The following is a 20,014-nucleotide window of genomic DNA, read 5'->3' on the forward strand; positions in this document are numbered from 1 at the left end:
CGATCGCTTCTTTCCTGAACCATGTTCAGGAGAGTTCAGCGTGAATGTATCAGCTCCATCAAGACAATCCAGACGAGCAAGACGGGCCTGCACAGAGTACCCTCTGCAGGCTTTTTTGTGGGTTTGGGCCGCGCGGCTGTACGTCCCCAGCAGGGATCCCTCCCCATCACGTAGCTTTTTTTGCTTTTTTGCGGCAACTCAGCGGAGGGCAAAGCAGGCTAAAGTGTCGGCATCCTGGCGTCTTGTGGAGAATCCTCGATGTTGTCCACCCAACTCCTCCTCCCCGGAGTGGCAGCTCTGCTCGGCTTCGGGTTTGCTCCAGCCGTCCTGGCTCAGACTTCCCACACCCAGCAGATGGCGATCCTGAACGGCAACGCCACCACCCTGCAAAGCAACGTCCTGCAAAACACCGTCCTGATCCTGCCCAACGTTCCCCCACAACAGTACGCCGACAGTTGGGGCTGGAGGAGCAGCCGCTCTTTGCCTCCCACTCCTGCTCCCATCACCGTCGTCATCCTCAACTCCCAAGTCAACCTAGCTGCCGAGGAAGTCGAGCCGAGGTCTTGCGGCCAGCGCTGTAGGGGATCCCTGCGCCTGCCTTGAGCGGGGGAGGCTGCTTTTTGCACTCCAGACTGCCCAAGTCCGCAATCCGGTTCGCGGCCACGCTCGGATCTGGGTGGATGGGGATTGATATAATCCAGGGCAATTGTCCGCTGCTGGGCGGCAGAGGGTTTTAACGCAAGCTTGGCCCGGCTCTGCAATCTTGCTTTTTGGTGTGCGAGGGATCCCCATGAATCGTTCCAGGCAACTTCGCCCTTGGCTAACTTCAGCGCTCACCCGCGGGATGGTGCTCTGCACCGCTTTTGCGTTTGCTGAAGCGTCCCGTAGCGCTCTGCTGATGGGATCCCCGGCTTGGGCGCAATCGGTTCCTCAGCCCGGCACCCTTGACCTGCGCACCGGTGGCGACACCCCCGCCCAGCCCTCCCCCACCCCACCCCCCACTGCCGGCGAGCCAGAAGTGTTGGTAGCGGAGGTAGTGGTTGAGGGCACTGAAGATCCGGAGCTGATCAACCGGGTTTACAGCGTCATCCGCACCCGCGCCGGCGAGGTTTCCACCCGATCCCAGTTGCGGGAAGACATCAATGCGGTGTTTGCCACCGGTTTGTTTGCCGATGTGCGGGCGGTGCCTTCCGATACACCCTTGGGAGTGCGGGTCACCTTTGAGGTCAAGCCCAACCCCATTCTCAAAGCGGTGCGCACAGAAGGGGCGAAAGTTCTGGATCCGGAAGTGCTGCGGGCCGCCTTTGCCGATCAAGAAGGGCAGGTGCTCAACTTTGGCAAGCTGCAATCGGCGGTGGCCGAGATTGAACAGTGGTACGCCGACAAGGGCTACGTGCTGGCCAAGGTTACGGATGTGCGCTCCTCTGAAGACGGCACCATCACCCTGGAAATCGCCGAAGGGGTGATCGAGGATATTCGCGTTCAGGGCAACACCAAAACCCGTGACTTCATCATCACCCGCGAGTTGAAGTCCAAGCCGGGGGATGTGTTTAACCGCAACCAAATCCAGGAAGACCTGCAGGCGGTTTTTAATCTCAACCTGTTTCAAGATGTGAATGTGGGGCTCAACCCCGGCCAGGATCCCGACAAGGTGGTGGTGGTGGTGAACGTGGAAGAACGTCGCACCGGTACCTTGGGCGGCACCATCGGCGTCAGCTCCGCCACAGGGGTCTTCGCCGGCCTCAACGTCTCCGAACAAAACTTGGGCGGCAACAACCAAAGTGCCAGCTTCAACGTGCAGGTGGGCACCAACGAAACCCTCTTCGACTTAAACTTCACCGACCCGCGGATTGCCACGCTGGACATTCCCACCTCCTACAACGTCAACATCTCCAACCAGCAGAGCTCCAGCTTTGTCTTTAATGAGGGATTCACCCTGCCCAATGGGGATCCCGTGCGCATCAACCGTCTTGGTGGCGGGGTGACTTTCTCTCGCCCGATTGGGGGCAATTGGCGGGCCAGCTTGGGCACCCGCATCCAATTTGTAGAAGCTCGCAACAGCAACGGGGAGCAGCAGCGCTTCGATGTGCTGGGCAACCCGATTACCTTCAGCGAGAGCGGCCAAGACAGCTACACCACCTTGCGGTTTGGCCTCGTCAACGACGCCCGCGACAACCCTAACAGCCCCAGCCAGGGCTCGGTCTTTCGCATCTCCACAGAACAGTCGGTACGTCTGTTTCAAAATGGCTTGAATGCCAACCGCCTCGAGGCCGGCTACAGCCAGTTCATTCCCGTCAACCTGTTTGAAACCCGCAGCGAGCGACCGCAGGTATTGGCCTTTGATGTGCGAGCAGGCACGACCATCGGCGACTTGGCTCCCTACGATGCTTTTGCCATTGGTGGCGGCAACTCGGTGCGGGGCTTTTTCGAGGGGGGTATCGGTTCCGGTCGCAGCTTTGCCACCGCAACCGCCGAATTGCGCTTTCCCATTTTCGACCCGGTGGGGGCAGTGGTCTTTGCCGACTACGGCACCGATTTGGGCAGTGGAGCTGCGGTGGCCGGCAATCCTGCCCTGGTGCGCAACAAGCCGGGCAGTGGTTTGGGGCTGGGGGTCGGCATTCGCATCCAATCTCCCTTGGGGCCGCTGCGCATCGACTACGCGGTTGGGCAAGGTGGCGCTGGCCAAGGCCAACTGCATTTCGGCATTGGCGAGAAGTTCTAACTTGGCCGTGGATTTCCCTGCCGGCTTGCTATCTTGGGAGCAGGTGCTCGTAATGGAAGCAACCCATGAAACAGCGACTCGGCCTACCTTTCCCCAAGGGATCCCTGGTGTTCTTGCTGTGTTTGAGCCTGGCCCTAGCTGGGTGTGGGCCACTGGCGCGGCTGGGCATCGGCACAACTCCCATCGCCACCGTAGAGCAAAATCCCTCCCGCTACACCGATGTGTATGTCCGCGGTCGCGTGGTGAACCAGATAGGGGTGTTCGGCCAGGGTGTGTATGAGCTCCAAGACAACAGCGGTTCCCTTTGGGTCATCACCGACAAGGGGCTGCCGGCCATGAACAGCACAGTGACCGTGCGCGGTAAAGCCCAAGAGGGGATTGTGGTGGGAGGACGCAGCTTCGGGGTCTCGTTGGTGGAAGCAGAGCGCTTCTAGCCTGCCCCCAAAGCCAACATGGAAACGCGGCCTGCCAAGGTTTTGGCAATCTGCTTCAAGGCCCGGGCTGAAGCCGACTCAGGTTGGCCGATGACAATAGGCGTACCCATATCCCCCCCTTGGCGCAGGGCGATTTCCAGCGGGATCCGCCCCAGCAGCGGGACACCAAGCTCGCGGGCCGTGGTCTCTCCCCCTTCCGAGCCGAAAATATCGTACTGGCGATCCGGCAGGTCGGGCGGGACGAAGTAGCTCATGTTTTCCACAATACCCAGGATGGGCACCCCCAACTGCCGAAACATGTTCAAGCCCTTGCGACTGTCCAGCAGGGCCACCGATTGTGGCGTGGTGACGATCACAGCTCCTGCCAGCGGCACTGCCTGCACTAGGGTCAATTGGGCATCGCCGGTGCCGGGGGGCATATCCACAACCAAGTAGTCCAACTCTCCCCACTGCACCTGATAGAGAAATTGCCGGATCACCCCGTTCAACATCGGCCCCCGCCAGATCACCGGCTGATCCCGCCCCACCAAAAGGCCCATCGACACCATCTTGACGCCGTAATTTTCCAGGGGGAAGATATCCTCGCCGCCGTCCTCCCGTTTTTGCACAACCAGAGACCGATCCTGCAGGCCCAACATCAGCGGCACATTGGGGCCGTAAATGTCGGCATCCAGTAGCCCCACCCGGGCCCCGCTTTGGGCCAGCGCCACCGCCACATTCACCGACACCGAGGTTTTGCCCACGCCCCCCTTGCCGCTGGAAATGGCGATGATGTTGCGCACACCGGGGATGGACTGGCGATTCGGCAGGGAAGGGGAACGGGGGGTTTCTGCCGTTACCGTAACATCAATGGCTTCGATGGGGGCCAGCTGGCGGATGGCAGCTTTGCACTCCTCGACAATGAATTCTCGCAAAGGGCAGGCCGGCGTGGTCAGCACCAGGGTAAAGGCCACTCGCCCAGGCTCGACGCGAATATCCCGGATCATGTTCAGTTCCACCAGGCTGCGGCGCAGCTCCGGATCTTGAACAGGACGCAACGCTTCAAGGATGGCAGCAGCATCAAGGGTGGAGGTGGTCATGGAATCCAAAGGCCCAGTGGGTCAGTCCATATTTCACTCTAATCGGTTTTTCTGCTGGGTTCTCGTCGGCAGGGAAGGACAGCTCCAAAACTGGCTGCCGCTCTAGCTCTGCCGAAACAAGCTGACTTAGGCTATCGGGGTCGGAAGGCGACACTCTTGAACGGGTGAGTGAAGGAGAACGATCGTGCAAGCACTGGTCATGGGAGTTGGCTTGTGGTTGGGGCTAACGTTCTGGGCTCAGTTGATCCCTCTGCTGGAAAAGAGGGGATCCCGCCGCCTCTCAATCGGGGACGAGCGCCGGGCCATGCCAACTCTCTTTTCTGACTCGGCCTGGGATCCCTTCTGCCGTTACTTTTCTCGGTCACCCTACCTGCCTTGTGCGGTGAGTCCTCTGGGCCCCTGCCGCTGCCCCCACCACGCTGCGCGTCCAAAAGATGCTGCCTGGGCGTTCTGTCCACAACAAGAATAAACTGTGGTCTGTTCTCGTGCCGGTATCTCAGGAAATTCAAGGAATTGGTTGTGAAGCCAGGCAAAAGTATGGAAATCCGTCCTGCCACCGCCTTAGATGTGCCCGTTTTGTTTGACCTCATCTGCGCCTTGGCCGAGTACGAGAAGCTGAGCCACCTGGTAACGGGATCCGCTGATCTGTTGCGCCACTACTTGTTCGGCCCAGAGGCTTTGGCCTCGGCGTTGTTGGCAGAAGTGGAGGGGCAAGCGGTGGGATTTGCCCTCTACTTCCGCAATTTTTCCACGTTCCTGACCCGACCAGGGATTTACCTTGAGGATCTGTTCGTGTTGCCGGAGTTTCGCGGCAGAGGCATTGGCAAAGCGCTCTTGGCGCGGGTGGCTCAGGAGGCGGTGGCCAAAGGATATGGGCGGCTGGAGTGGATGGTTTTGGATTGGAATCAGCCGGCGATAGAGTTCTATCGACGCATGGGTGCCAAGCAACATCCCGAATGGATTCTCAACCGCGTGGTGGGTGCTGATTTGGAAGCTTTGGCTCGGCTGGCCAAGGATCCCTGTCGATCTTGAGCAAGCTCCCCTCTGTTACAGACCCTAGCATTCGTGACATCCTCCCGGCGCTCGTCCTACGGACAGAGCGCGGGCTTCCCTTGGCGTCAGCGGGATGGAGTCTTTACCTCGCGGTTGGGTATTCCTACCCCACGCCACTTGTCTAGGTCTACGACCCCCGACAGAACAACTGGACAGGTGGTTTCCCTTCCCCAGCATTCCTGGGTACTAAAAAGATAATGGTATAGCATGCAGGGATCCATGTATCCCGACGCTAACCCTGCGGGTAGAGCGCGGGGCTTGTTGCCCCCGCACCCCCGTTGGTTAAACATTAGGTTGCCCAGGAAAGGGATCCCAGCGGCACTCACGTTGTATTATTGGCTACTTCAGCCGGCAGGTCGAGCCTCTTTTGGGGAATCGGGCTAGATTGGATCCCACTGTTGATTTCTGCTGTCCACTTCTAGGGTTCTGGCGGCATGAGTTCTCCGGCCATCCAGTGGTATCCCGGCCATATTGCCAAGGCGATCGGCCAGTTGCGGGAAGAGTTGCAGCGGGTGGATGCAGTCATCGAGGTGTTGGATGCGCGGATCCCGTTGGCCAGTCGTCATCCTGAGCTGGGCCGGTGGCTGGGGGAAAAACCTCGTCTTTTGGCTCTGAACAGGGCGGACTGCATTGAGGCTGGGGATCTGAAAGCTTGGCAGGAGTATTTTTTACGGCAAGGGATCCCTGTCTATCCCACCAATGGCCGCTCAGGAGAAGGGGTGAATCGCCTCAAGCAGGCGGTCTTGCAACTGGGGCAATCGGTCAATATGCGGCGTCAACAGCGGGGAATGCGACCGCGGGCCGTTCGGGCGGTGGTGGTGGGCTTTCCCAATGTGGGCAAATCTGCTTTGCTGAATCGACTGTTGGGGCGGCGGGCAGCTGAGAGCGCAGCACGTCCTGGGGTGACGCGGCAACTGCGGTGGGTGCGGCTGGGGGGAGAGTTGGATCTGTTGGACTCGCCGGGCATCATACCGCCCTCTCTGCCGGATCAACAGGCGGCCTCTCTATTGGCCATCTGCGATGACATCGGCGAAGCGGCCTACGATCCCGAACGGGTGGCGGCCCACTTTTTGGATCAAGTGCTGAGGGTGCAGCCCCAAGCCGGATCTCTCTTGCAAAAGCGCTACGGTTGGCCGGATCCGATCCCTCCCGGTGGTGCCGCAGTGCAGGAGTTGGCCGAGCGGCGGTATCAAGGGGATCCCCAGCGGGCGGCACGGCAAGTTCTCAACGACTACCGCAAGGGCTTGCTGGGGCCGCTGGCCTTGGAACTCCCTCCCAAGGCTTGAGCCCCTTAGAAGAAATCACGAAAGAAAGTCACGTTGTTGCTATGCCCACGGCAGGGAAACCGCTGCTGTGGGGCGTTGACTTTTCCCGAAACTGTCTACACTTGTCCCCAACCGGGATCCAGCCTCTGTTTCCAAGGCCGATACACCTTGAAGTAGACAACGGAACCCACTTGTCTGGCCAAGGCTTTGATGCAAGTGTCTCCACCCATACAGCGCTGGCAAACGGGATGGTTCACCTGCAGACGATTGAACCCCCGCCGCAGCGCACAGGCCGGTTGGCCCCGCAAAATCTCGGCCAGGGATCCCCCCAGCGTCACTTGCCCCAGCGGGATTTGCCCTTCATAGTCCTTGCAACAGGGCACCACCGTGCCGTCGTAGAGGATCCCCGCCTGACCGGAAGCGCCATTGCAGTATCCCCAGCGAGCTGGGATTACCCGGTCTGTCTCCACGTTGCCCCAACTGTCCAAGGGAAACGTTTCCAAAACCAAGCGGGGATGGATGCGGATCTGCTGCCAGCGGCCCGGTCGGTAAGTAGCAATCTGGGCTTCTACCCAATCGAGAGCCGGTGCATCCGGGATCCCTTGCAAAGCTCGTCTGGCCCAAGCCGAGAGCTGAGCGCGCATCTGCTGTGCAGAATCGATCACCGAAAGAGCCTTATGCGGCACCAAAAACGGGTGGGGGCTAGTATCCAGGAATTTGAGATGCACCTGCGTAGGGCTGGAGGAGCGCAAGTGCACCTGCAGAAATTGGGTAATCCCAGCAAAGTAGCGCTCCGGCGTGAGGCGGGGAGGTGCTCCGCGAATGCTGAAGGTGACTGGATCGGGAGTTTGCAGGGAAATGGTTAGCTTAGCAAAGGGGCTGCGGTTCAGCTTTTCAATGTGCTCCGGCCAGAGGGCAAAGGTGCTGCCGTTGCTGGTCAGGTGCAGGCGAAGGCCAAGCTCAGCGGCCCTGCGAATACCCTCGAAAAGGTATGGGTAGAGCAGCGGCTCCCCCATCAGGTGAAAAGCCATCACGCGGGCCAGCCCTGTTGCCGCTACTTCCTCCAAAATCTGCTCCAGCAGAGCGGGCTCCATGTGCCCCCGCCGCCGTTGCATGATCCCATCTGGACAAAACTCGCACTTAAAGTTGCAAACGTTGGTCACCTCTATGTGCAGGCGTTCCAGTTGGGGAATAACAGCAGACATTAACAGCAGACATAGAGAGGGCCGGAACAAGTCGAGGGCAAATAGCGGATCCCCCACAAGCGCTAGGTAGTGATACGCTGTTTATCAGGTTAGATCCGGAGCGGAGCCATCGCAATGCTGAAATGCACCACTCGCCACGTCCACATTTTTGCCGGTGAAGTTACTGCCGACAACAACTTCGTGCCCCGTGACGACCTGTTTACCCTCGATGTGGATCCGGACAACGAGCTGGTCTGGACGGATGCTGCCCTGCAAAAGGTCTATGCCCGTTTCGAGGAACTGGTGGAAGAGTACCGAGGGCGAGATTTGACCGAGTACAACATCCGCCGCATTGGGTCTGACCTGGAACATTTCATCCGCTCCCTGCTCAAGCAAGGGGAGATCGCCTATAACCTGCAGGGGCGTGCCCCCAACTTCAGCATGGGCTTTCCCCAGATCCCTGCTGAAGAAATTGTCGGCCAATACATCCCCAAGGGCTAGCTCTTTGCCGGTTCTGGACAGAGTTTTTGATTGTTCTGCATCTAAGGCTTTTACCCATCTGATTGTCGGAGCGTTTCCCCATGTCTGGAGAACCCACCCCCGAGGCCGCTGCTGCCGAGAAACCCGCTGAAGCTGCCAAGCCTGCTGCTGAGGATTCCCCCAAAGCCGCTGCGAAAAAAGTTGCTAAGGAAGAAAAGCCCTTCGAGCAACAGATCACGGAAGAGGTGATCCCGGCAGCCATTGTGGCTTTTCAAAAGCGCGGAGTCAGCGATCTGGAGCTGCGCCTGGAAGGCAAGACGCTGGTCGGCGCGTTTGCAGGAGGCAAGAAGCAATTTAGCGTGCTGTTTGCTGAGGGATCCTTGAATGGCCGCAAGTTCTTCCGCTGTACCACCGAAGGATCCCCGGCCAGCACCATCGAGTCTTTTATGATCGACGAGCGGCGCGTGGATGTCAACCTATTCGTGTTTTATTTGGTGCAGCGCCTTTACGCTCAGCAGTGGTATTGAAGCTAGTGACCTTGAGGGATCCCTGCCTGAGGAACGGTGCTCATGGATCCCATGTGAAAAACGTTCTGGTTTGGCAAAGCCGGGATCCATCCGGCCCCGTTCTCTGGCATGCCTAGATCCTAAACAGGGTACTTCGGTTGCTGCTTTCTCGGAAGATGAGCTGCACACTCGGATCGAAGAACGGTGCCCATATGCCGGGGTCAACCGTTCATAGCCGTTTCAGGTTAGGGTAAGACGCCTGGGCTATTGAGAAAAGCCTTCTGGCCTTGTGCATTATCGCTCCGCAACGCTGACGCGACCAACGTTTTGAGTGGGGGTGCAGGGCCCTAGTTTGAATCAAATGACCCTAATTCCGTAGAGAGCTGCTCCCGTAGATCAGGTTCCTGAGCAAATGGCGCCGCTTGAGCCTGAACCCAGTCTGCCCAGAGGTTATCTAAAGTGAGGATCCCTAATTGCAGGGATCCCTTGCCATTGGGAGGGATGTTCTGTCGAGGCCAAAAAGATTATCGTTTGTAAAGAAAGCTAAGGCGGTGCTACGGGAGGTCTCGAAATGTACATCGTGCAGATTGCGTCTGAATGCGCCCCGGTTATCAAGGCGGGGGGACTGGGGGATGTGGTGTACGGCCTCAGCCGCGAGCTGGAGGTGCGGGGCCACTGTGTCGAGCTGGTTTTGCCCAAGTACGACACGATGCGCTACGACCAGATCTGGGGTTTGCACGACGCCTATCGCGATCTCTGGGTGCCCTGGTACGGGGGAGCCATTCACTGCTCGGTGTACTGCGGCTGGGTGCATGGCCGCCTTTGCTTTTTTATTGAGCCCCACTCGGGCGATAACTTCTTCAATCGCGGGTGTTATTACGGCTGCCCGGATGACAACATGCGTTTTGCTTTTTTCAGCAAGGCGGCTCTAGAGTTTCTCCTACAAAGCAACAAGCGCCCCGACATCATCCATTGCCACGACTGGCAGACAGGGTTGGTACCGGTGCTGCTGTTTGAGATCTACAAGTACCACGGCATGGGAAACCAGCGGGTGTGCTACACCATTCACAACTTCAAACACCAAGGCTTTGGCGGCCCAGAGATTCTTTGGGCTACCGGCCTCAACCGCGAACCCTACTACTTCCACTACGACCGTTTGCGCGATAACTTCAACCCCTTTTCTCTCAACTTTATGAAGGGGGGAATTGTTTTTTCCAACTTTGTCACTACGGTCTCTCCCAATCACGCGCTGGAGGTGCAATTTGGCGACTACGGCTATGGACTGGGCCATACCCTCTACTTGCACCGGCACAAGTTTCGCGGCGTTTTGAATGGCATCGATTACGACATTTGGAACCCGGAGATCGACCGCTTTATCCCCGTGCGCTACACTGCTCAAACGCTGGAAAATAAAGCTAAAAACAAAAAAGCTCTGCGGGATCGGCTGCTACTGCAGGATGTTGACAAGCCTATCGTGGCCTATATCGGGCGATTGGACGAGCAAAAGGGCGTGCATTTGGTGCATCATGCCATCTACCGCTCCCTGTTCAAAAATGCCCAATTTGTTCTGCTGGGATCCGCTACGGAGCGAGGGATCGGCGCTTGGTTTGCCCACGAGAAAAGCTACCTCAACAACAACCCCGATGTTCACATTGAGTTGGGCTTTAACGAAGAACTTTCCCACCTTATCTATGCGGGGGCAGACATCATCGTAGTGCCCAGCCACTACGAACCCTGTGGACTCACTCAGATGATTGGCTTGAAGTATGGCACAGTTCCGGTGGTGAGAGGAGTGGGTGGCCTGGTGGATACCGTCTTCGACCGCGACTACGATCCCCACAAATTGCCCGAGCAACGCAACGGCTACGTCTTTTATCACACAGATCCAGCTGCTTTGGAGTCGGCTCTGGATCGGGCCATCGACCTTTGGTACACCGCTCCTGACCAGTTCCGTCAACTGCAGATTCAAGGCATGAGCTACGACTACTCCTGGAACTATCCTGGCAAGGAGTATCTGGAGATCTACGACTTCATTCGTCACCGCTGAGCCCAACAGCGATCCCCAGCGATCCCAGCTCTTGACCCCAAGGACGAAATGCTGGACGATAGGTAGCAATCTTGGGCTTAACCTTCTCTACAGATTTGCTGCTGAGAAGGGTAAGTCTGCTCCGTTATCTTTCCCTGTCTGTAAGGATCCCCGGCTGCCATGGGTTATCTCGCCTTGGTACTCCACGCGCACCTGCCGTTTGTGCGCCACCCTGAGCAAGACTTTGTGCTGGAGGAAGAATGGCTCTACGAAGCCATCACGGAGACCTATGTGCCGCTGCTGCACATGTTCGAGGGGCTACAGCGAGATGGCATCGACTTTCGCTTCACCATGTCCCTGACGCCGCCCTTGGTGTCGATGCTGCGGGATCCCTTGCTGCAGGAGCGCTACGACCACTACCTAACCAAATTGGAAGAGCTGGCCCAGCTGGAGTACGACAAAAACGCCACCAACGGCCACATTCGCTACCTGGCGGAGCACTACATCAAGCAGTTTGCCATGGTGCGGGATCTCTGGGAGCGCTACGACCGGGATCTGGTGCGAGCTTTTAAGCAGTTTCAAGACAGCGGCAACCTGGAGATCATCACCTGTGGGGCTACCCACGGCTACCTGCCCTTGATGCAGATGTACCCGCAGGCAGTCTGGGCGCAGTTGATTGTAGCTTGTGAGCACTACAACGAGCACTTTGGCCAATGGCCGCGGGGGATCTGGCTGCCGGAATGCGCCTACTACCAAGGGCTGGAGCGGATGATTGCCGATGCCGGCCTGCGCTACATGATCACCGACGCCCATGGTCTTCTCTACGCCAAGCCCCGGCCTCGTTACGGCATGTACGCCCCTATTTTTACCGAGACCGGCGTCGCCGTTTTCGGGCGGGATCACGAGTCTTCGCAGCAGGTGTGGTCGGCAGAGGTGGGCTATCCAGGGGATCCGGTTTACCGCGAGTTCTACAAAGACCTAGGGTATGAGGCCGACTACGAGTACATCAAGCCTTACATCATGCCCAACGGCCAGCGGAAAAACACCGGCATCAAGTACCACCGCATCACCGGGCGCAACCTGGACCTGGGGCAAAAGCAGCTTTACGACCCCTATTGGGCGCGGGAGAAAGCGGCAGAGCATGCGGGCAACTTTATGTTCAACCGCCAGCGGCAAATCGAATATTTGTACAGCGTCATGGGCCGCCCGCCGCTGGTGGTGGCCCCCTACGATGCGGAGTTGTTCGGCCACTGGTGGTACGAGGGCCCTTGGTTTTTGGATTTTCTCATCCGCAAGAGCTACTTCGACCAAAACACCTACCGCATGACTCACCTGGCGGAGTACCTGCGGGAGAACCCCACCCAGCAGGTGTGCAAACCTGCCCAGTCCAGTTGGGGGGCGCGCGGCTTCCACGAGTACTGGCTCAACCCCACCAACGCCTGGATCTACCCCCACCTGCACAAGGCCACCGAGCGGATGATCGAGTTGAGCCGTCGCGAGCCTGCCGACGACCTAGAGTGGCGAGCCTTGAACCAGGCAGCCCGAGAACTGCTGCTGGCTCAATCTTCCGACTGGGCTTTCATCATGCGCACGGGGACGATGGTTCCCTACGCGGTGCGCCGCACCAAGTCCCATCTGCTGCGCTTCAACCACCTCTACGAGAAGATCAAAGAGGGTCAGTTTCGGCGAGAAAAAGCCACCCCTGAAGAGGAGCAGTGGCTGGCCAAGGTGGAATACATGGACAACATCTTCCCCAATATCAACTACCGGGTTTACCGACCCCTCTAAGCCGGTTGGGCAGGTCTGGAGGGTGCCTGCTTCCGACCGCCAGAGACACCAGAGGCAGAAGTTTCCGGCTACCCTCCTTGAGGGGATCGAACTACCCCAGGGCAGGAGGGATCCTCCGTTCGTTGCGCTGATCCCAACCTTCCTCTCCTTTTGGGAAAGGGGCAGGAGTCGCTCGTGTTGGCCTCGCAGAGCGCTCAGGGAGCGTTTTAATCTGGCTTGTTCAGTAGCCCCGATATCCCCGAAGACTCCCTGCTGCTGGGGCCCGCCTTCCCCAGCCGAATGGTCAGGCCGTCGGTTCTAGAGCTTGGTGCCGCACTCGGCGCAAAACTTGTGCAGGGTGGGGTTTTTGGTGCCGCAATTGGGGCAGTAGATCAGCTCGGCGGCTTGTTCCAGTTGCCGCTTCTCCGGCAGCCCGATCATCTGATAGTTAGCTTTGCCGGCAGGCACCATCGGGTAGCAGTTTTCGTCCCGCTTGACCACAAAGTCGGCCACTACCGGCCCCTCGTGCTTGAGGATCTCCTGGATGGCATCTTCCAGTTGATCGGGGTGATCGACGCGGATCCCTTTTACCCCAAAAGCCTCGGCTAGCTTGACAAAATCCGGCATTCCGGGAGACATATCCGAGTGGGAGTAGCGCTCGCCGTGGAAGGCCTGCTGCCACTGCCGCACCATGCCCTGCCAGCCGTTGTTGATGATGGCCACTTTGGTGGCAATGCCGTACTGAGCCACTGTGCCCAGCTCTTGCATGTTCATCTGGAAGCTGGCATCGCCACTGATGCAGATGACTTCTTCGTGAGGCAGGGCTACCTTGACTCCCATCGCCGCGGGGAACCCGTAGCCCATGGTGCCCAGCCCAGAACTGGAGATCCATTGGCGCGGCCCGTTGCGCAGAAACTGCGCCGCCCACATCTGATGCTGGCCAACATCGGTGGTGTAGTAGGCGTGGGGAGCATGACGACGAAAGGCATCGATCACCTGTTGAGGGGCAATCACGCCTTCGTAGCTGGGCACCTGCAGGGGATAGTCCCGCTTCCAGCGCTCGATCCGATCCAGCCAAGCCTGAGTTAGGCCTGGAGTAGAAGGCATTTTGCTCAGTTGAGCCAGCATCTCCACCAGAACAGTGCGCACATCCCCTACAATCGGCACATCGGGCGCACGGTTTTTGCCCACCTCGGCTGGGTCGATGTCGATGTGAATGACTTTGGCGTGCTTGGCAAATTCATCTAGCTTGCCGGTTACGCGGTCGTCGAAGCGGGCTCCCACCGCAATGAGCAGGTCGCACTCGGTGACGGCGAAGTTGGCATAGGCCGTGCCGTGCATGCCCAGCATCCCCACCGACAGGGGATCGTTCTCATCGAAAGCCCCTTTGCCCATGAGGGTGGTGGTCACCGGGATCCGATAGGTGTGGGCCAGCTCGGCAATTTCGGCGTGGGCACCGGAGATGATCGCCCCACCTCCCACATACAGCAAGGGCCGCTTGGCCTGCAGGATCAGCTTGGCCGCTGTGTGGATTTGCCGTGGGTTGCCACGCACGGTGGGCTTGTAGCCGGGGATGTTGATCTCGCTGACGGGTTGATAGTCAAACTCTTCCAGGCCCACATCTTTGGGGATGTCGATCAGCACCGGCCCGGGCCGACCTGTTCCGGCAATGTGAAAAGCCTCTGCCACGATCCGAGACATTTGGCGCGGATCCCGTACCACGTAGGAGTGCTTCACAATGGGCAGGGTGATGCCAAAGATGTCCGTCTCCTGGAAGCCGTCGGTGCCAATCAGATGGCGAGGTACCTGCCCAGTGATGACCACCATGGGTACAGAGTCCATCATGGCGTTGGCGATGCCCGTCACCAGGTTGGTCGCCCCTGGGCCAGAGGTAGCAAAACACACCCCCACCTTGCCAGTGGCGCGAGCATATCCGTCGGCGGCGTGGGCAGCCGCTTGTTCGTGGCGTACCAGGTAATGTTTGAGCAGCCCCTGAGACTCGGCTTTGTACAGCTCGTCGTAGATGGGGAGGATGGCTCCCCCCGGATAGCCAAAGATGTGTTGCACCCCATGCCGGTGCAGGCTGTCCACCAACGCATATCCACCAGTCGCCACGGTGTCTCCTCCCCACTGAGATAACCGAACGTCAAACGCCCGCTCTCAGGAGCGCCAGCGCAGACAGGGTACTGGCCAGAAGTTGGCCAACTTTGTATTCAATTCTACAGTCTAGCAGTGGTTTGCTTTGGAATCGCTTAGGCTTTCACGGTCGGCTAAAGTAACACTGGGGATCCCTAGGGATCCTCGCCGGAGTGTTGAGAGTGCCCTATCCATGACTGGAGAGCCAACCCCCATTGACCCCGGGCCGGAGCGGTCTCAGGGCAGCTTGCTGCTAGCTGTGCCCATCCTCGGATCCCCGCACAGTGCTGTGGGATCCCGACAGTGGCTGGTATGGGGAGCGCTGGGGATCTTTCTGGTGGGTCTGGGGTTGCGCCTGTGGCGGCTGGACGAGTTCCCGGCACCTGTGTTCGATGAGGTGTACTTCCCGGAGTTTGCCCAGAACTACCTGGATGGCAAGCCTTTTTACGATGTGCATCCCCCCTTGGGCAAGTACTTCATTGCCCTTAGCATTCAGGTGTTTGGCCGCAACGAGTGGGGATTCCGCTTCGCCACTGCTTTTTGCGGATCCCTGATCCCTCTGTTGCTGACCGGTTTAGCCTACCGCCTCACCTACCACGTGGGCTTTGCTCTGTTGAGCGGGGTTTTGCTGCTGACCGATGGGGTGTTTCTGGTGGAATCCCGCTTTGGCCTGATCAACGTGTATCTGGTAGCCTTTGGGCTGGCAGCGACCATTCTGTTGCTGAGAGGTCTAGAAGGCCAAGGTTGGCGACGGGCTGCTCACTTTGCTTGCTCCGGGATCCTGTTGGGGGCGGCAGCTTCGGTGAAGTGGAATGGCCTCTGGTTTACCTTCATGTTTGCTCTGTTGGGGATCCTCGTCTGGGGGGTGGTCTGGCTGCGCCCGCAGTGGATCCCACGGTTGGGCATTTTGATCCAGATTCGTCATCTGCGCTGGTGGCACTATGTGTTTTGCTTCATCCTCGCTCCGCTGGCCTTTTACGCCATTCAGTGGATCCCGCACCTGCAGCTGAATCCCCAACAGGGACTAACTCTGGATTGGAGCTGGACGGGCATCCAGAATTATTTCCGATCCCTGGTGCTCATCAACCAATCCATCTACGGCGGCCACATGGCAGCCCACCTGGTGGTGAACGAAGAGACCCCTGTTCACCCCTACTGCTCCACCAGCTTGCGATCCCTGGTGGCTTGGTTCCCGGCTTTGCGTCCTTGGCTGACTACGCCCTTGGCCTCGGCAGGAGCTTGGTCCTGGCCAATTCTGGGCCGCCCCGTGGCCTACTACTTCGGCAGTCAGGGCAACCTCTGGCAAGCTGTTCATGGCTTGGGCAATCCTTGGCTGTGGTGGCTGGGCACGGGATCCATCTTGGTGCTTGTCTGGCGAGGGATCCGCCACTTTCACGGTCTCGAAGCCTTCATTTTGATTGGCTATGCGGCCAATTACCTGCCTTGGTTTAGGGTCAGCCGCTGCGTTTTTATCTACCACTACATGAGCGCTCTGGCGTTTAGCACCCTAGCCCTGGCTTGGTTGGTGCTGCTGGGCTGGCAGAGCTATCGCCGCTTTTGGCGCGGGGCGAGCATCACGGCGGTGGCCTTGGTTTTGGCGTCCTTTGTCTTCTTTTTCCCCGTTTGGCTTGGCCTGCCCCTCAGTCCAAGCGGATTCTACGCCCGCATGTGGTTTCGCTCTAGCCCGGTGCCGCTGTTCTGTTTCAGCCCCCAATCCTGCCAACAGCCCCCGCTGCACCTGCCGCCCATCCCCGGCTTGAACTGGATCTAAGGGAGGCATGGTAAGCTTTGTGAAGTTTGTTTCGTGAAATGCGGCGCTCCGTTACCGAAAGATGGAGCGAGGTTCGCGAAACCCTTGTGGTGGAGGTAGTGGAAACGTCATGGCCCGATCTTGCCCGAGTTCTGCCAACTCTCCCCGCCGTCCACTGGCTTATTCAGAGCAAGCTGTCCCGGTTGGGGTGATCGGGGTAGGCAACATGGGCCAGCACCACACCCGCGTGTTTAGCCTGATGAAGGATGTGCGGGTCGTGGGGGTAGCGGATATCAACGTGGAACGGGGATTGGATGTGGCCAGCCGCCACCGCGTTCATTTCTATGAGGACTACCGCGATCTGCTGCCCCATGTAGCTGCCGTGGCCATTGCCGTGCCGACGGTTCTGCACCACGAGGTGGGTATGGCCTGCCTGGAGGCCGGGGTACATGTGCTGATCGAAAAGCCCATCGCTGCCAGCATCAGCGAAGCAGAATCGCTGGTGAACCGAGCTGCCGATTGCAATTGTATTTTGCAGGTGGGGCACATCGAGCGCTTCAGCCCTGTTTTCCAAAAGCTGGGCCAAGTCTTGCAAAGTGAAGAACCTCTGGCTTTCGAGGCTCACCGTCTCAGCCCCTATTCCGACCGCGCCAGCGATGTGTCGGTGGTATTCGACTTGATGATCCACGACATCGATCTGTTGCTGGAGCTGATCCCATCTCCCGTGACCCAGATTACCGCCAGCGGCAACCGCATCTCCAAGCTGGGCTACCTGGACTACGTCACGGCTACTCTCACTTTTGCCAACGGTGCCATCGCCACCCTCACTGCCAGCAAGGTCACCCACCGCAAGGTGCGCAAAATTGCCGTCCACTGCAAGAATGCCTTGGTAGAAGCAGATTTTCTACACAATGAGATCTCGGTGTACCGCCAGGGATCCGTCGGCAGCACCAGCGACTACGGCCAAATGCCCTACCAGCGGGATTGTTTGATTGAGAAAGTCCACACCGACAATATCGACAAGCTGCATGCCGAACTGGAGCACTTCATCAATTGCGTGCGGGGGGGCAACCAACCTTCTGTGGGTGGGGAACAGGCCCTGAAAGCATTGAGGCTGGCCTCGGAGGTAGAGCGGATTGCTTTGGATGGATGTGCCTGGAGCGAAGCCAAGCCCCGCCGTAGTCTCCTATCCTAGTCTTTAACGCAAGCCCCAGATGGGGGCAGAGCCCTGTTGTTGGCCCATAGCCATTCCAGCATCAGGCTGGGGAAGAAAAAGCGACATTCGCGCCCGCGGAGTGCAGCTCTATTGACAGCTCCCCATTCGGGTGGCAGCTTTTCGAGCGAGCAATGGGGCTCCCACCAGACTCAGGCAAGAGGTGGCATCCACAGCTGTGAAATCGGGCACGCAAGCCCCGGCAGCAACGGCGAGTCCAATTCGAGTCCAATTCATCTTTCCCAAGCAAGTTTTGATCAACACCAACTGCCTTTGCTGACGCCGGTAGACTTCCACTTGTTGCTGTTGCCAGTCCACCACTCAATACTCCTGTAGCCCAAGCCGACTGTAAAGCTTGAGCTTAGTTTGCTTATCTTGGCCAATATTGCGAGCTCCAGGGCTCAGCACTCCTACCGCCGATTCTGGGGCACTGTGGAGTTTGCCATCCGCCCCCAACGCTGTTCTCAGTCGAGAGCGGCTTACCCACACCACATCAGGAGCCACATTGTTATCTTCGGCAAAAATCACTCCCGGAGCAGTGTTGGCCAATCTCAGGCCCGTTTTCTCACTCTATTCGCCTTTCAAATTTCTTCTAAGATGCGAAACTGCACATGGTTAATGGCCAGCTCCCCAATTGAGGCTTGGTCGGTGTTGATCGTCTCGAAAGGGATCCCTTTGGCGATCTCGGCATGGGTCCAGGGCAAGCCCATGAAGTAGCGCTGCGAATAGGGGCGCTCCCCCCGATCGTCGGGGTTCGACTCCATCGGCACCCAACCCCAGCCGGGCAGATAAAACTCAATCCACACGTGGTTGTACTGGGGAAACAGCGGGATCCCTTTCAGTTCTGGATGGGGAGGACATTTGTAGCGCCCCACCGTGCGGCAAGGGATTCCATTGAGGCGGGCCAAAGCCAACAGCACCCCCACATATTCACCACAAGAACCGGAGCCACGCCGCAAAACCTCATCCGGCGGATCGATGCGAGAGGTGACCCGGTAGGAGAGCTTGTCGTAAACATAGGCCCGGATATTGAGCATTTTGCGCAGCAAGTTGGTCTCGCTGCCAACGGCCAGCCGCGCTGCCTCTCGGACAATCGAGGTGTCCATGGCCAGGTAGTCATCGTCCACCAAGTAGCGATCCCGCAGCTCCCTGGGCAAAACGGCAGCCTCTACATCCAGTGGATCGATGCAGTACTTGATACTGTAGAGATCCAGCACCGCCCGCCAGCCAAACAAGCGCACCTCATGGGCCCCCAGGGATCCCAGCGAAAACACCGCCACCTGTTGGCCAGATTGCTCTTCCACTTCAAACGGCAGACCTACCCAGTGCAGGCTGCGCACCCGTTGGCGAAGGCTGTTGCAGGGCAAGGCAATTCGCCAGACCAAATCGGGCAGGAAGCGCGGCTCTTCTTGGGCAATTTCTTCCACATAGGTCAGCTCCACCCGATAGCCGTGGGAGAGGGTGTAGGTGGCGCGTTCCCCCAGACACTGGGGCTGAAAAACTACCGGACAGGCAATGGGGGAATCCTCGGCCTCGGTTCCACTGCCGCCAGAGGGGTCGGGGGAGCTAGGGGGATCCAAAGGCCGCAGGCGTAGGGGGGCCACCCAGGTTTTATCGCGCAGGGCCACCGACAAGGGATCTGGAGCGTTGGGGTTGTCGTGGATGTAGGCTTCTTCGTGGGCATAGGCCACCCAGAGTTGCCCCCGCCAATGGGCCAAGCCTGTTGGCCCAGGAGAAGGGGTGAGGATACGGGCCAGTTCTCGCCCGGTCTGGCGCTCCAGCACGTAGATCGTCTCTTCCACCCGATCGCTCACCCAGAGGTAGTCTCCCTGCACCGCAATCTGTTCTCGGCCAACCCCAGGGGCAGGCATCTCCTGCACGATGAGACCACGGCTGGGATCCAGTTGCAGGATTTTTTCCCGTCGGTAGCAGGTGGCATAGAGGTAGCGGTTTCCCGTGTGGGGATCGCTCCAGAGGGCGATCCCTTCGATAGGGTAGGGGCACCTACACACTGGAAAGGCTTCCAGGGATCCCGGTTGCTGCAGAGCGGACATGGGAATGCGCAAGATTTGCCCCTCTTGCTCCCGACTGAGCCAAATCCACGCTTGATCCCCTTCTGACTCTACCCACAAACCGTAAGCGCCTTGGAAAGAATGGACATGATGGGGATTGAGCAGCAGGGTGTTGTGCTCTTGAATTTCCACCAAATAGCCCCTCACCCGATCCAAGCCCAACAGGCGATCTCCCCAGGTGGCCAAACCTTCCAAAGCGACCAGCCCCAACGGTTGCAAAGGGGCCACAGTTCCCTGTTGCTGCCCAGATGGAGGCCACCAAGCAGGCTGGGATCCTCTTGCCGTGGAACCTAGATTTTTCAGAGCACCCAGATCATTTGCCGGATG

General features: G+C 58.6%; 17 protein-coding genes. 12 read left to right on the forward strand and 5 right to left on the reverse strand.

What is annotated here, in order from left to right:
• The first annotated feature begins 258 nt into the window (after window positions 1–258).
• From NW829_RS03725 to NW829_RS03735, 3 genes are all read left to right on the forward strand, one after another.
• A complete protein-coding gene (locus NW829_RS03725) occupies window positions 259–603 on the forward strand; it encodes a hypothetical protein (protein WP_011432412.1) in 345 nt (114 codons plus the stop codon).
• Window positions 604–790: 187 nt separating this feature from the next.
• Window positions 791–2,722: a BamA/TamA family outer membrane protein gene (locus NW829_RS03730; protein WP_414416465.1), complete on the forward strand. Its 1,932-nt coding sequence runs from the start codon at window positions 791–793 to the stop codon at window positions 2,720–2,722.
• Between the two features lie 65 nt (window positions 2,723–2,787).
• Complete coding sequence (locus NW829_RS03735; protein WP_414373839.1) at window positions 2,788–3,156, forward strand: hypothetical protein; 369 nt, start codon at window positions 2,788–2,790, stop codon at window positions 3,154–3,156.
• Here the strand turns inward: NW829_RS03735 and NW829_RS03740 are convergent.
• A complete protein-coding gene (locus tag NW829_RS03740; protein WP_414390557.1) occupies window positions 3,153–4,235 on the reverse strand; it encodes an Mrp/NBP35 family ATP-binding protein in 1,083 nt (360 codons plus the stop codon). The genes NW829_RS03735 and NW829_RS03740 overlap by 4 nt on opposite strands.
• Window positions 4,236–4,539: 304 nt before the next feature.
• Between NW829_RS03740 and NW829_RS03745 the strand changes: the two genes are divergently transcribed.
• From NW829_RS03745 to ylqF, 3 genes are all read left to right on the forward strand, one after another.
• Entirely contained in the window at window positions 4,540–4,704 is a 165-nt protein-coding gene (locus NW829_RS03745) for a DUF6464 family protein (protein WP_238376969.1), read from the forward strand.
• Window positions 4,705–4,772: 68 nt separating this feature from the next.
• Window positions 4,773–5,267, forward strand: coding sequence for an N-acetyltransferase family protein (locus NW829_RS03750; protein WP_414416466.1), 495 nt, complete (start codon window positions 4,773–4,775; stop codon window positions 5,265–5,267).
• A gap of 455 nt (window positions 5,268–5,722) precedes the next feature.
• The gene (gene ylqF, locus NW829_RS03755) at window positions 5,723–6,574 is read left to right on the forward strand and encodes a ribosome biogenesis GTPase YlqF (RefSeq protein WP_414330227.1); all 852 of its coding nucleotides are present in this window, start codon (window positions 5,723–5,725) and stop codon (window positions 6,572–6,574) included.
• 95 nt (window positions 6,575–6,669) lie between these two features.
• On the opposite strand, the gene NW829_RS03760 is transcribed toward ylqF, so the two are convergent.
• The gene (locus NW829_RS03760; protein ID WP_414330230.1) at window positions 6,670–7,758 is read right to left on the reverse strand and encodes a radical SAM/SPASM domain-containing protein; all 1,089 of its coding nucleotides are present in this window, start codon (window positions 7,756–7,758) and stop codon (window positions 6,670–6,672) included.
• A gap of 114 nt (window positions 7,759–7,872) precedes the next feature.
• Between NW829_RS03760 and NW829_RS03765 the strand changes: the two genes are divergently transcribed.
• From NW829_RS03765 to NW829_RS03780, 4 genes are all read left to right on the forward strand, one after another.
• Entirely contained in the window at window positions 7,873–8,238 is a 366-nt protein-coding gene (locus NW829_RS03765) for an NAD(P)H-quinone oxidoreductase subunit M (protein ID WP_011432289.1), read from the forward strand.
• A gap of 80 nt (window positions 8,239–8,318) precedes the next feature.
• On the forward strand, window positions 8,319–8,744 hold the full coding sequence (locus NW829_RS03770; RefSeq protein WP_414416467.1) for a DUF2996 domain-containing protein: 426 nt from the start codon (window positions 8,319–8,321) through the stop codon (window positions 8,742–8,744).
• A 550-nt stretch (window positions 8,745–9,294) separates the two neighbouring features.
• Complete coding sequence (gene glgA / locus NW829_RS03775) at window positions 9,295–10,770, forward strand: glycogen synthase GlgA (protein WP_011432291.1); 1,476 nt, start codon at window positions 9,295–9,297, stop codon at window positions 10,768–10,770.
• Between the two features lie 159 nt (window positions 10,771–10,929).
• Window positions 10,930–12,537 carry a glycoside hydrolase family 57 protein gene (locus tag NW829_RS03780; RefSeq protein ID WP_414330234.1) on the forward strand — a complete coding sequence of 536 codons (1,608 nt, stop codon included), beginning with the start codon at window positions 10,930–10,932 and terminating at the stop codon, window positions 12,535–12,537.
• 297 nt (window positions 12,538–12,834) lie between these two features.
• Here NW829_RS03780 and ilvB read toward each other — a convergent pair whose 3' ends face one another.
• Window positions 12,835–14,631 (reverse strand): biosynthetic-type acetolactate synthase large subunit, encoded by a 1,797-nt coding sequence (gene ilvB / locus NW829_RS03785; protein ID WP_414343257.1) that lies wholly within the window; start codon window positions 14,629–14,631, stop codon window positions 12,835–12,837.
• A 214-nt stretch (window positions 14,632–14,845) separates the two neighbouring features.
• On the opposite strand from ilvB, the gene NW829_RS03790 reads away from it, so the two are divergent.
• Window positions 14,846–16,423, forward strand: a complete 1,578-nt coding sequence (locus tag NW829_RS03790; protein WP_414416468.1) for a phospholipid carrier-dependent glycosyltransferase — start codon at window positions 14,846–14,848, stop codon at window positions 16,421–16,423.
• A 109-nt stretch (window positions 16,424–16,532) separates the two neighbouring features.
• Complete coding sequence (locus NW829_RS03795) at window positions 16,533–17,597, forward strand: Gfo/Idh/MocA family protein (RefSeq protein WP_011432295.1); 1,065 nt, start codon at window positions 16,533–16,535, stop codon at window positions 17,595–17,597.
• Between the two features lie 339 nt (window positions 17,598–17,936).
• On the opposite strand, the gene NW829_RS03800 is transcribed toward NW829_RS03795, so the two are convergent.
• Together NW829_RS03800 and NW829_RS03805 are read right to left on the reverse strand one after the other, a co-directional pair.
• The gene (locus tag NW829_RS03800) at window positions 17,937–18,164 is read right to left on the reverse strand and encodes a Uma2 family endonuclease (protein ID WP_414382071.1); all 228 of its coding nucleotides are present in this window, start codon (window positions 18,162–18,164) and stop codon (window positions 17,937–17,939) included.
• Between the two features lie 32 nt (window positions 18,165–18,196).
• Window positions 18,197–19,915: a transglutaminase domain-containing protein gene (locus NW829_RS03805; RefSeq protein ID WP_414343250.1), complete on the reverse strand. Its 1,719-nt coding sequence runs from the start codon at window positions 19,913–19,915 to the stop codon at window positions 18,197–18,199.
• Window positions 19,916–20,014: the final 99 nt, after the last annotated feature.

The sequence above is a fragment of the Synechococcus sp. R55.8 genome, assembly GCF_047461895.1.
Taxonomy (GTDB): domain Bacteria; phylum Cyanobacteriota; class Cyanobacteriia; order Thermostichales; family Thermostichaceae; genus Thermostichus.